Here is a 12354-nt window from a genome sequence, read left to right on the forward strand (position 1 = left end):
TATTTACTTTTTTAACCAGTTACTTGAAAATTCGCAATCTTTACGCTCGCCACTTATTTTAATATAAGTATCCATTATTTTTTCTTTTTGCCATTTTTCAACAGCTCTAATTTTCTTCTCGTCAAGAGCTAGTTCTTTTATTTTCAAGAAGTCTTTTGCGTAATCTGCAGTATGCTCGTCTACTCTATCGGTAACCATTAAAATTTTAAATTTAGTATTACCAGTTCTGTCTTGCTCACTTAATACTAAACTAACTTCCCCATCTTTTAAATTTTGAATTTGCGAATATAATTCTGGATCCATTCTGGTTAACTCAAAATTATAATCTTGTGTTGTTGGATTAATTAATTGCCCACCATCGTTACGTGTTTCTTTTTCGTCGCTAGCCTCACGTGCGGCATCTGCAAATGTAATATCTCCAGATACAATACGTTCTCTTACTTTTTCTAAGCGCTCTTTAGCTTCAACAACAGCTTCGCTGGCCACTTTAGGTGTTAATAAAATATGCGCAACATCGTATTCTTGACCTCTAATTTTTTCTAAAGTTATAATATGATATCCGAAATCGGTTTTAAAAGGCTCTGATATTTCGCCTTCTTGCAATGCAAAAGCAACTTCGCGAAATTCTTTTACCATTTGTGGTTTCTTTTTATTTAAAGTATACTTTCCTCCTCTACTTGCAGAACCTGGATCTTCTGAATATAAAACGGCCTTAGAACGGAAACTTGCTCCATTTTCAATAATATCGGCCTTAAATTGTTTTAACCTATCAATTACGCGTTGCTCCTCTTCTTTTGATACTTTTGGTTCGGCAACAATTTGAGCAACCTTTAATTCTGTACCAAAAGTAGGGCGCTCGTCCTTTGGAATATCATTAAAAAAGCTACGTACTTCTTCTGGAGTAATTTCAACTTCTTCAACAATACTAGCTTGCATGCGTTGAGCTAATTGATTCGATTTGTTTATTGCAAACATTTCTTCTCGAAAACTTTTTTCATCTTCTTTTTTGTAGAACGCTAATAAACGATCCATGTTACCATTTACTTGTTGTAAAAATTGTTCTATTTGGTAATCTACTTGTCTTCTAATTTCAGCATCCGAAACAACTATACTATCTTGAATGGCATGATGCGCGTATAATTTATTTTCCAACAGCTTACCAAATAACTCACAATCGGTAATATCTTTTGTGCTGTAACCGCCAGCCTCTAATTGTAAACGTTCTTTTTCAACATCTGAGTCTAGTACGATAAAGTCACCAACTACAGCAGCAACACCATCAACCTTTACAGCTTTTTGTTTATTTGTTGTATCTATAACTTTTGAAGCGACTTCCTTTTCATCTTCAATTATTTCTTGCGCCGACATAACATTAACTGCTAAAACGCTTATGCAAATGGGTAAAATGTATTTCAAATTAATTGTAAATTTCAAATTGTTTGTTTTTAATAGCATCTTTTGTGATATCCTTTTCTAATTCTCGAATTAACTCTAGCTTACGTTTATTTATTACAATTTGGTTTATGGTAGGTTTAACATATTCCAAAGGTGCCATATCATTTCGCAATAACACATCGTTAATTTGCATCAAATATACTCCTAATGAATCTTTGAGTTGTATAAAATTAGATTTTTTTAACAGTTCGCTTGAGTTTTCGGCAGTTATTGCCGGAATTTTTTGAACCACTTGATTAAACTTTATCCAAATTGAGTCGTTAAGCGAATAAGATTTAAACTGAATAGAAATAGAATCTAAAACCTTTTTATCCTCGCTGTTATAGCGTTTAAATCGCTCGTTAATTGTTTTAAAATCGATAATATTTTCATCTAAATGAATGTATCGAAATTTAATTAACTCTTCGTTTAACTTAAAAATTTCTTTATTGTTTTGATAATATTGTTCGGCTTCAGTTAATTTAACAATGGTATCGATATTTCGTTTTACAAGCGCCTCTACATAAGCTTTTGCATATAAATCATTTTTATACTGATTTACCAATTTGTTAAACGTTTCTTGTTTTTTATGACTTAAATTAAGTTTTGCTCCGTCTACAAAAAGCTGTTGGGTTGCCCATTTATTTATAAAATTCTGCACAAGAAGCGTGCTATCTTCTACCGAGGCTTCCTTAGGGACCAAATCTTCAATATCGCTTAAATACAAATACGATTCGTTTACTCGAGCCACAGGAATTCCTTCTTGCTCGGTTTTAAAAAACTGACAAGACTGAGCTACAACTACGATTACTAATATGATGAGAAAACGCTTTTGCACTTAGTTGTTTTTTATTTTATTTTTTACTTCTTGCAATACTTTTTCATCAATATCAACTTCGTATTTTTCGTGCAACCCGTTTACCCAATTAATTTCTTTTTGTTGCTGATAATCGCTAATTACAGCTCCTTTTGCTTCGACAAATTCGAGCTGCTTTTTAGGTAAAACTTCTTTAATTTTCACCACAACATAAGAATTGTTATGGCTTAATATTTTTGAAACCCCTACATTAAATGGTAAGTTTTCTGGTAATGTTTGATGAGTTTTTTCTAAAACACCAGTAGAGAACAACACTTCAATTTTATCTTCCGAATTCACTAAAGGTTTTATTTTTTCGACATCGTAACCTTTTTCAAACCATTTGGCTACCTTTTTTAAAGCCTTTTTATTTGATGATGATGCCACGACAGCATCAATTTTTTCATTTGAAATGTAATTCGCTTTATGCGATTCGAAATATTCTTTTACCGCTAAAGTATCATTACTAGCTGCATTCCAAATGGTATTTTCCATTAAATCGAAAAGCAACAATCCGTCGCGATACTCTCCAACTATATTTGCAAACTCTTCGTTTTCATCTTCTAAATTATTTTCATGATAACGAATTAAGTTTTCGTTTAAAAAGTTGTTGTAAACGTTATTTACTATAGTTTTAAAAGACGCTTTTGCGGTTGGGTTTCTTTGCGACTTCATTAAATAATCGGCAAAATGCTTATACGAAAATGATCGTTTACCAATAACTACTAAGTTTTTTTTACCAATAAAACTTGGTGGCAAAAACCATGTTTTAGTAAAATAACTATCGTTTAAAATAGATTCGAAATAACTTAAATCTGGAGTAGATGCAATCCTATAGTGCTTTTTTAATTTAGCTATTAAAGCTTCGTCGATGAGTTTGGAGCGATCATCGCGTTTTACCTTATTAATAAGTTCTGGTTTTATAGTTTCGAATTCGGGAGTTGGTTTTGCATTATATAATTTTACAATGTGCCAACCGTAAGCCGACTTAAAAGGCTGAGAAAAATCTCCAATATTTTCTAATGAAAAAGCCACGTCTTCAAACTCTTGCGAACGTAATTGGCCTCCAACTATTGGTGCTAATTTACCGCCATTTGAAGAGGTACTCTTATCGTCTGAAAATTGTTTCGCTAAAGCTTCAAAATCTTCTCCTTGTTTTAATTTTTGATAAATATCTTGAATTTTTACCTCTGCTTTTTCGGTATTATTGTTATTATCAACCAACATAATGTGTGCTACGGTTCGCTCACCGCGCGATTCTCGTTTATCTAACACATTAACTATATGATAACCAAAACGTGTACGAAATGGTTTTGATATATCGCCGACCGGTGTATTGAATGCAACGGTTTCAAAATCGTAAACCATTTTAAATCCAGAGAAATACCCTAATTTTTCACCATAAACAGTTTGCCCATTATGCACTTCTTGCCTTACTTTTTCGAAACCTTCTTTTAGTGCTCTATCTCGCAATTCACTAATTTTATTAAAGGCTGCTAACGTATCTTTTGGGCTTGCGGTTTCGGCCAATTTTACAAGAATATGATTCGCATTAACATCGAACGAAATACGCTCGTAGGCCTCTTCAACCAAAGCATCGGTTACTTTAGTTTCTTTCATAAAGCTATTTGCTAATTGCTTTTTATAACTCGATAATTCGCGTAAATAACTTGGATTAGTATCGAAACCCAAAGCATGAGCTTCTTTTAGTTTTAATTTATAGTTTATAAAAAGTTCTAAATAATTATCTACTTCTTTTTGTGATTCGTCTTGAACTAAATCTAAATTTTTATTATAAACTCTTAAAAATTCTGAAGTGTAAACAGGCTTATTATCTATAGTAAAAAGAACTTGATCCTGTTTTGTTTGGGCATTTAGTTTTACCAAAAAAACTGAAAGAAATAAAATTAAAACTCCGCTAACGCGCATGTGTGTTATTTTTTTAAGAATGATTACAAAAATACTAATATAAAGCTATTAAACAAGTTGTTTTTGAAACGGTTTATACACCAAAATATTATAATTGTTTAACTTTGATTTTTAAGAATATTTAGTCTGAAATTAAAGACAGTAAAACATGAAACAACTTAAGCTAATCTGGGATTTTTATGGGCCAAATGCCGAAAAAACGGCACAGCATCATGAAATACACTTAAAAGAATATATTAAAATAGAAAACTTAGATATTACAATTACTGGCTGCACCACAATTAGCGACGTACACACCATTGCTTTTTTGGTTGTTAACGAATCTGATATGAAGCCTATTAGAGATGCCTTAAAACCCCATCGCGGACAACTTTATAATTAAACAAAAAAAATCCAACACACGGTTGGATTTTTTTTTAAATATTATATGTTTTATTATTCGTTTATAACCAACCTAAAACCTTCACCGTGTATATTTAAAATTTCAACTTTTTCGTCTAGTTTTAAATATTTACGCAATTTCGCAATATAAACATCCATACTACGAGAAGTAAAGTAATTATCGTCGCGCCAAATTTTTGTTAAGGCTAATTCTCGAGGCATTAAATCGTTTTCATGTAATGCCAATAAACGCAATAACTCATTCTCTTTTGGCGATAATTTTACCGGATCTCCGCCGTTGAATTTTAAGAAACGTAGTTTAGAATTTAAATCGAATTTACCAATTTTAAATTCAAATTGTTTACTATCCGAAATGGTTTCGGTAGCCTTACGTTGCATAATTGCTTTAATTTTCATTAAAAGCACTTCGCTATCGAAAGGTTTGTTTAAATAATCGTCTGCCCCTACTTTATAACCTTTTAAAACATCTTCTTTCATGGTTTTAGCGGTTAAAAATATAATTGGCACATCGCTATTTTTTTCGCGAATTTCTTTGGCTAAAGTAAACCCATCTTTATAAGGCATCATAACGTCTAGAATGCATAAATCGAAATCATCTTTTTTAAACTTTTCAAAGCCTTCCATTCCGTTTTTTGCATGCGTTACCTCATAATCATTCATCATTAAATAATCTTTAAGTACGGTTCCAAAATTAGGGTCGTCCTCAACTAGTAAAATTCTTTTCTTTTGCTCTTCCATATTTAAGATATTAGTGGAAGCTTAATTATAAATGTGCTTCCTTTGTCTTTTTCACTTTCTACTGATATATGACCTTGGTGGTCTTCTACAATTCTTTTCACATATGCCAAACCTAAACCGTGGCCCTTCACATTATGTATATTTCCTGTGTGCTCTCTATAAAATTTTTCGAATACACGTTTGGCAACTGCTTTACTCATGCCGCTACCGTGGTCTTTTATTTTTAAAACAATATTAGTTCCTACATTTTCTGTATAAACTTCTATTTCTGGGATGTTTGGAGAATACTTTATAGCATTATCCAAAATATTAACTATTACATTTGTAAAGTGTGTGTCGTTTGCCAAAACCGAAGATTTGTCGGCATTTAAAAAGGTTTTTATATAACCTTGCCTATCTTCAATAATTAACTCAACATGCATTATAGCATCTTCAACTAAGTCGTGCAACTTTACACGTTCCTTACTAATGTTTAACTCGTTTTTTTCTAATTTAGATATTCTTAATACGTTTTCAACCTGAGCATGCATACGTTTATTTTCATCTTTTATCATTTTTAAATAACGTAGCACTTTAGTTTCGTCGCTTATAATTTTAGGATTTTTTATGGCATCTAACGCTAAATTAATAGTTGCAATTGGCGTTTTAAACTCATGCGTCATATTGTTTATAAAATCACTCTTTATTTGCGAGATTTTACGCTGTTTAACTAATTGTAAAATGGCGCTTGTGTAAGCCAGAATTATAATTAAGGTGAAAATTACAGACAGTAAAATCATACCTATAACTCCAGACAAAATAAACTTATCGTCGTCTGGGAAATTAACCAATAAACGGTATGGAGTTTGCCTGTTTTCGTCGTAAAAAATAGGAACTTTAAATGTTGAATTAGGCCTGTTTTCGAAATTTTCACTACTCACCTTAGTTGCTAAATCATTGCTATAAATGGCTAATTCAAAATTAATATCGATACCATCCTTTTTTAGTTTTTCGCCCAGTAATTTTCTAATTTCTGCTTCGGAAACTCTTTTATGAATTGGTGTTCGTTTTGAAATAGCTTTGTAACTTTTTTCAAAACTAATTCGTTGTGCCTCATTTATAGCCCCACTGTTACGAATAATTTCGGAAATTGGACTCTTTAAATCTTTATCTGCTGGCCCAAAATCTGTATAAACTTCGGCAGTTGAATTACCAATTATATTTGTAATATCAAGACTATCTAAACCAATGTCAAAGAGCGATGAAGATAATTTATAATTTTCTTCAAGTACATTACTTCTATAAATGAGGGTTTCGTTGGTTGTATTGTTTTTTCTGTAAACCAATAATTGCGAAACATTTGTAGAGTCTAAAACTTTATCTTTATCTAACTTCTGAAAATTTTTAAAAGCCGTTTCTAACTCATTTTCTTCAATTATATTAGACACATAATTTAATGCTGTAACCACATTAAACTTAAAATGTTCCTTTTCGTTTTTAACCGATTCGTTTATGTAATAAGCTTGAATAGATATAATACCTATAAGCGACAAACTCATTAATATTATGAGTAGGATAAAAATTCTTTTCCTCATTAGTCAAATTTAACATTTTAACATTTAGAAATTTTATTTTTAACCTTACATTAACAAAAAGCAAACTACTTATCGTGTTAAAAGATTTTCATGAATTTTTGCTACCTGATTTTTAATACTTTGCAATGTTGTATTATGAATTACAAAATGTGAACGTTCTATTTTTTGGTCGTCGCTCCATTGGTTTTTCATAATAGCTTCAATTTTTTCAATCGTAGTATTGTCTCGTTTTAATAACCGTTCTATACGCGTTTCACGATTTGCAGTAACGGTAATAACAAAATCGCAGGCTTTATCACCGCCATTTTCGAATAGTATTGCAACCTCTTTTATTACGTAAGGCGCCTTTTGTTTTAAAGTCCATTTTAAAAAATGTTTTGCCACTCTTGGATGAATAATGGCATTCATTTTTTCTAAATAACTTTTATCGTTAAAAATAATATTAGCTATAAATGGTTTATTTAACTCATCGTTTACATAAACCTCTTCGCCAAATAATTGGATGAGTTTTCGTTTAATAATTTTAGATTTGCGCATTAGTTTTTTAGCCTCGTCGTCTGCAATATAAACGGGAATTCCCAATGCTTTAAATTGCTTTGCCACGGTGGTTTTACCGCTACCAATACCTCCTGTAAGTCCTACAACTATCATTTTACTATTATAAATTCTACACGTTGTCTATTAATTTTAGCGTTTTTTACCAAGTTTGGCTGCTGAACCAATTCGGGTATTAAAACCGTTTGATTATTATTTAACTTGCTGTAATCGCAAACCACTTTAAAATCTTTTGTAGTTATTTTATCGTAATTACTTAAACTTACATTATAACGCACATTTACAGATTTTGGGAAGTATTTTAACTCTAAGTTTTTAGGCTTATTAATTATGGTTATAGGTACGCTTAAGTTACCCTCTGTAAATTTTTCGACTCCTGCTTTTAAGGTTACGGTATTAACCGAAAACTTTAAATCTGAACTATTTTTAGGCAACTTTAGTTTTACAATTTTATTTATATCAGACCGAACCTCGTTAAAAACTTGAGCCTCGGTTTCTATTTCATTTATTTTTGAAACTAAAACATTAGGTCCAACTACAACTAACGAGTCTGGCTCGACTACAACAGGGTTTGGCGAATTATAACCTGGCGAAAAGTTTAACTGTGCCTTTACAACAACTGGAACTTTTTTTACCTGGTTAATTCCATATTTAAACGTTAAGGTATCAGGTTCTATATTAAGTATTTCAACTTCTTTACCAAATTGCGTATTATTTAAATATGCAGCCGATTTATACCAAACAAAAACACCCTCTTTTTTATAAACATCTTTACTAAAATCTATAGTTATTTTAGGTTCGCTAAATGCATATTTAAGCCATTTAAAACCATGTGTTTTTAAAGTAATATTTAGTTGCACCGAATCGTTTAAAATAATAAATTCTTGCGGAACATCCTGTTTTACAACAGAAAACCCTAACGTATTGGTATATGTTTTAGATAGTTTAGTGAAAATTAGAATAATAAAGGCAAACAACAAAAACAGAAAGAACACATTGATTCTTTTGTTTTTATGCGATTTTATTATTTCGGATTTTAGTTTATTAATCATTACGATTTAAAGAATAAATTTGGGAAATGACTTTCTGGATCTTTTTTTAACACGCTAACAGCTAAGGTTGATTTAAAAAAACCTAAACCATAACCAAAAAATTGGTACAAAATAGCCACCATTGCTAATAGTGACACAGTTATACTCTTTGTTGAAATTACAGCCAACAAAAAGGCTAGTAAAAAATACAAAACAAAACCATAAAACACCCAATTTACTCCTATAAAAAACAAAATAACAGAAACTATTAAGCCAAGACTAAAAACTGTAGGAAACCAGTAAGTTATTTTTTTTGTTGAAGGGTGCCAAACATTTAAAATAGGACGAACTAAACCAAATTTATGTACTTGATTATAAAATTTGCGCCATGAAATACGACGTTTATGATATACAAAAGCTTCTGGAATAAGTTTGGTTTTAAAACCTAATTGCCATAAACGTATGGTTAAGTCTGGATCTTCACCGGGATGGATTTTCCCAAAACCTTTTGATGCTAGAAATGCCTTTTTTGAAATCCCCATATTAAAACTTCGTGGTTGAAACTCATTGACACTATTTTTACTTCCTCGAATACCGCCTGTGGTAATAAATGAAGTCATGGCAAAATTTATTGCTTTTTGTAAATTACTAAAGGAAGATTGTGCTGCATCGGGCCCGCCAAAACAATCTGCATAATTTAAGTTCAAACTTTGGGTAACCTCATTGAGGTAATTTGGTGGCAATACGCAATCGGAATCGAGAATTATAAAATAATTACCCGATGCGTTTTGCATGCCGTAGTTTCTGGAGTCTCCAGGACCTGTATTTTCTTTAAAAAAATATTTAACATTTAACTTAGTATCAAACTCTTCTACAATACGTTTTGAAGTTATTGTAGAGCCATCTTCTACAATTACAATTTCGAAATTGGTATTGCCTTGTAATGTTGTAAAACTTTGTAAAAGTTCTAAGGTTTCGTCGGGACGATTGTAAACCGGAATTATAAAGGAAAACTGTAATTTCATGTTTGCACTAAACTTCGCTGATTTTTGCGTTAGGGATTGAGCCATTGTTGGAGCTCCTCGCAGAGAGCGACTTGCGAAAGCCCGACCCCGAAACTTCGGGGTAACGCCCAACTTATTTTAATTAACAAATGTAACAAAAAAAGCCACCTTAAAAAGATGGCCATGTATTTTTATAAACCTTAATGGTTTTTCAAACTTATTCTTCGTCTCCAACAAATGTACTCATAACAGCATCGCTAACGCCCATGTTGCTAAATCCGCCGTCGTTGTAAAGGTTTTGTAAGGTTACGCGCTTGGTTAAATCGCTAAACATTGCTACGGTGTAGTTGGCGCAGTCCATTGCTGTTGCGTTACCTAGTGGCGACATTTTTTCGGCGTAGGCTATAAAACCATCGAATCCTTTTACACCACTACCGGCTGTTGTTGGCGTTGGCGATTGCGAAATGGTATTAACACGCACGTTTTTATCGCGACCAAAAAAGTAACCAAAACTACGTGCAATACTTTCTAAATAGGCTTTATTATCGGCCATATCGTTATAATCTGGAAATACACGTTGCGCCGCCATATAGGTTAAAGCTACAATACTTCCCCACTCGTTCATAGCATCGCTTTTGTAAAGTGTTTGCATTAATTTGTGAAACGACATAGCAGAAACATCGGTTCCTTTTTGTGTCCAATCGTAATTTTGATCGGTGTAGTGCTTACCTTTACGCACGTTTATTGACATTCCTATTGAGTGTAGTACGAAATCTATTTTTCCGCCTAAAATCTCCATAGATTTATCGATTAGGTTTTGCAAATCTTCAACATTTGTCGCATCGGCAGGAATAATTTGAGATCCTGTTTTTTCGGCTAATTCGTTAATTTGCCCCATGCGCATTGCAACTGGTGCATTGGTTAATACAAATTCTCCACCTTCTTCGTGCACGCGTTCGGCCGTTTTCCATGCGATAGAATTAGAATCTAAGGCTCCAAAAATGATTCCTTTTTTTCCTTTTAGTAAATTAAATGACATATTTATTTTTGTTAAAAATCGTTAGTTGAAATTTTTAGTTGGGCAAAGGTAACAAACTTTTTACTTAAGCCTTTTAACTTTTACTAATTTAGTAAATCTTTAGCATGTGCAATAGCCGAGGTTGACATTTCTGTACCACCTAACATTTGTGCAATTTCCACAATGCGCTCGTCGTGATTTAGTTTTACCAAATTGGTTTGTGTTACCTCGTTAACATCTTCTTTATACACTTTAAAATGCGAATGTCCTTTGGCTGCCACCTGTGGTAAATGAGTTATGGAAAATACTTGCATGGTTTTACTCATTTGCAACATGATATCGCCCATTTTATTCGATATTTCTCCTGAAACACCGGTATCGATCTCGTCGAACATTATGGTTGGTAACTGTATATAATTGGCTAAAACAGACTTTATTGCTAACATTATACGCGATAATTCTCCTCCGGAAGCTGCTTTTTTAAACTCGTTAAAGTTGCCGCCTTTATTTGCTGAAAATAAAAAGGACAGCTCGTCTTTTCCGTTTGCTAAAAATGTACTCGATAAACTTAAATCTATTTTAAACTGTGCATTAGGCATTCCTAAACTGCTTAAAAGAGTTTCTAATTGTGTTTTTAGCTCAGGAATTACGGCGTTACGTTGCTTTGTAATTTGTAAAGCAATGGTATTAAGTTGTTTTTCTTTTGAATTTATTTCCGATTGTTTAGCTTTAATACTATCGTCTAAATTTTCGGTTACCGCTACTTTTTCTTGAAGCTTATTTTTAATTTCAATTAATTCTGAAACTTCGCTAACCACATGTTTTTGCATTAAATTATGCAGCATTTTTAGTCGCGCATCAACAACTTCCAGTCGGTTTGGATCGGCATCGATTGCTTCTTGTAAACTAGTTATTTCGCTAAAAATATCGTCCAGTTCTATAAAACTACTTTCGGCACGTTTATAAACATCTTCATATTTTACCGAATAACTAGACAGTTTCTGCAACGCATTTTTTAAAGCAGTTAAAGCTGTTAACGCTCCCATTTGCTCATCGCCCAACAACTGCTCTGCTTCACTTAATTTTTCCTGAATATTTTCAATATTGTTAAGTGTTTCATATTCTTCTTCAAGCGCTTGTAATTCGTCGTTAACCAAATTAGCTTCAACTAATTCGCTTAATAAAAAACTGTTATAGTCGTGTTCTTTTATGGCTTCTGCCTTAAAATTTAATAATTCTTTATATTCTTTTTCTAACTTTTTAAGTACTCTTAATTCCTGTTTGTAGTTTTTTAAAATATCGTCGTTTTTTGCCAAAGCATCAATAACTTGAAACTGATAATCGTTATTAGTTAATTGCATGGTTTGGTGCTGCGAATGGATGTCAATTAAGCGTTCACCAAGTAATTGCAAACTGCTTAAATTTACAGGAGAATCGTTTACAAATGCTCTAGATTTTCCAGAAGGTAATATTTCTCGCCTTATAATGGTTTGCCCTTCGTAATCGAAGTCTTCAGCTTTAAAAAGTGCTTCAAGTTTATATTTTTCAATATTAAAAACGGCTTCGATGATACATTTTTTAGTATCATCTTTTAAACTACTTAAATCCGCTCGTTTACCTAAAATAAGCGATAAACCACCAAGTAAAATAGATTTACCAGCACCAGTTTCTCCAGTTATTATTGAAAACCCATCGTTAAAATCGACTTTTAAATGATCGATTAACGCGTAATTTTTTATTGAAAGTGAGGTTAGCATGTTTTAGTTTATAGTTTTAAATCGCAGTGTTTAATTTTTTTATTTAATTACAGAAC

General features: G+C 32.2%; 11 protein-coding genes. 1 reads left to right on the forward strand and 10 read right to left on the reverse strand.

The features are described 5' to 3' along the window. Window positions 1-3: 3 nt before the first annotated feature. The 3 genes from LG651_RS13640 to LG651_RS13650 are packed head-to-tail and all read right to left on the reverse strand — an operon-like array spanning window position 4 to window position 4219. Window positions 4-1455, reverse strand: coding sequence for a peptidylprolyl isomerase (locus tag LG651_RS13640; protein ID WP_226696671.1), 1452 nt, complete (start codon window positions 1453-1455; stop codon window positions 4-6). Continuing rightward, the gene (locus LG651_RS13645; protein WP_226696672.1) at window positions 1418-2272 is read right to left on the reverse strand and encodes a peptidyl-prolyl cis-trans isomerase; all 855 of its coding nucleotides are present in this window, start codon (window positions 2270-2272) and stop codon (window positions 1418-1420) included. The genes LG651_RS13640 and LG651_RS13645 overlap by 38 nt, the downstream gene beginning before the upstream one ends. Next, the gene (locus LG651_RS13650) at window positions 2273-4219 is read right to left on the reverse strand and encodes a peptidylprolyl isomerase (RefSeq protein WP_226696673.1); all 1947 of its coding nucleotides are present in this window, start codon (window positions 4217-4219) and stop codon (window positions 2273-2275) included. It abuts the gene before it with no gap. 148 nt (window positions 4220-4367) lie between these two features. Between LG651_RS13650 and LG651_RS13655 the strand changes: the two genes are divergently transcribed. Further along, window positions 4368-4601, forward strand: coding sequence for a hypothetical protein (locus LG651_RS13655; RefSeq protein WP_226696674.1), 234 nt, complete (start codon window positions 4368-4370; stop codon window positions 4599-4601). A 53-nt stretch (window positions 4602-4654) separates the two neighbouring features. On the opposite strand, the gene LG651_RS13660 is transcribed toward LG651_RS13655, so the two are convergent. The 7 genes from LG651_RS13660 to recN all read right to left on the reverse strand — a co-directional run bounded on the left by LG651_RS13660 (window position 4655) and on the right by recN (window position 12298). Beyond that, window positions 4655-5359, reverse strand: coding sequence for a response regulator transcription factor (locus LG651_RS13660; protein WP_044632313.1), 705 nt, complete (start codon window positions 5357-5359; stop codon window positions 4655-4657). Between the two features lie 2 nt (window positions 5360-5361). Further along, entirely contained in the window at window positions 5362-6933 is a 1572-nt protein-coding gene (locus tag LG651_RS13665) for a sensor histidine kinase (protein WP_226696675.1), read from the reverse strand. 69 nt (window positions 6934-7002) lie between these two features. Beyond that, window positions 7003-7584, reverse strand: coding sequence for a dephospho-CoA kinase (gene coaE / locus LG651_RS13670; protein WP_226696676.1), 582 nt, complete (start codon window positions 7582-7584; stop codon window positions 7003-7005). After that, complete coding sequence (locus tag LG651_RS13675) at window positions 7581-8540, reverse strand: YbbR-like domain-containing protein (RefSeq protein WP_226696677.1); 960 nt, start codon at window positions 8538-8540, stop codon at window positions 7581-7583. The genes coaE and LG651_RS13675 overlap by 4 nt, the downstream gene beginning before the upstream one ends. Continuing rightward, on the reverse strand, window positions 8540-9544 hold the full coding sequence (locus LG651_RS13680) for a glycosyltransferase (protein ID WP_226696678.1): 1005 nt from the start codon (window positions 9542-9544) through the stop codon (window positions 8540-8542). Before LG651_RS13680 ends, LG651_RS13675 begins: the two co-directional genes overlap by 1 nt. Before the next feature lie 196 nt (window positions 9545-9740). Then, on the reverse strand, window positions 9741-10562 hold the full coding sequence (locus tag LG651_RS13685; protein ID WP_226696679.1) for an enoyl-ACP reductase FabI: 822 nt from the start codon (window positions 10560-10562) through the stop codon (window positions 9741-9743). Between the two features lie 83 nt (window positions 10563-10645). After that, on the reverse strand, window positions 10646-12298 hold the full coding sequence (gene recN / locus LG651_RS13690) for a DNA repair protein RecN (RefSeq protein WP_226696680.1): 1653 nt from the start codon (window positions 12296-12298) through the stop codon (window positions 10646-10648). Between the last annotated feature and the right edge of the window lie 56 nt (window positions 12299-12354).

The sequence above is a fragment of the Neotamlana sargassicola genome (assembly GCF_020523965.1).
Classification (GTDB): Bacteria; Bacteroidota; Bacteroidia; order Flavobacteriales; family Flavobacteriaceae; genus Neotamlana; species Neotamlana sargassicola.

Bases quoted from the DNA above. Each gene is read 5' to 3' on its own strand.
- LG651_RS13640 (WP_226696671.1), bottom strand. From the start codon at position 1,455: ATGCTATTAAAAACAAACAATTTGAAATTTACAATTAATTTGAAATAC.
- LG651_RS13650 (WP_226696673.1), bottom strand. From the start codon at position 4,219: ATGCGCGTTAGCGGAGTTTTAATTTTATTTCTTTCAGTTTTTTTGGTA.
- LG651_RS13655 (WP_226696674.1), top strand. From the start codon at position 4,368: ATGAAACAACTTAAGCTAATCTGGGATTTTTATGGGCCAAATGCCGAA.
- LG651_RS13660 (WP_044632313.1), bottom strand. From the start codon at position 5,359: ATGGAAGAGCAAAAGAAAAGAATTTTACTAGTTGAGGACGACCCTAAT.
- LG651_RS13665 (WP_226696675.1), bottom strand. From the start codon at position 6,933: ATGAGGAAAAGAATTTTTATCCTACTCATAATATTAATGAGTTTGTCG.
- coaE (WP_226696676.1), bottom strand. From the start codon at position 7,584: ATGATAGTTGTAGGACTTACAGGAGGTATTGGTAGCGGTAAAACCACC.
- LG651_RS13675 (WP_226696677.1), bottom strand. From the start codon at position 8,540: ATGATTAATAAACTAAAATCCGAAATAATAAAATCGCATAAAAACAAA.
- LG651_RS13680 (WP_226696678.1), bottom strand. From the start codon at position 9,544: ATGAAATTACAGTTTTCCTTTATAATTCCGGTTTACAATCGTCCCGAC.
- LG651_RS13685 (WP_226696679.1), bottom strand. From the start codon at position 10,562: ATGTCATTTAATTTACTAAAAGGAAAAAAAGGAATCATTTTTGGAGCC.
- recN (WP_226696680.1), bottom strand. From the start codon at position 12,298: ATGCTAACCTCACTTTCAATAAAAAATTACGCGTTAATCGATCATTTA.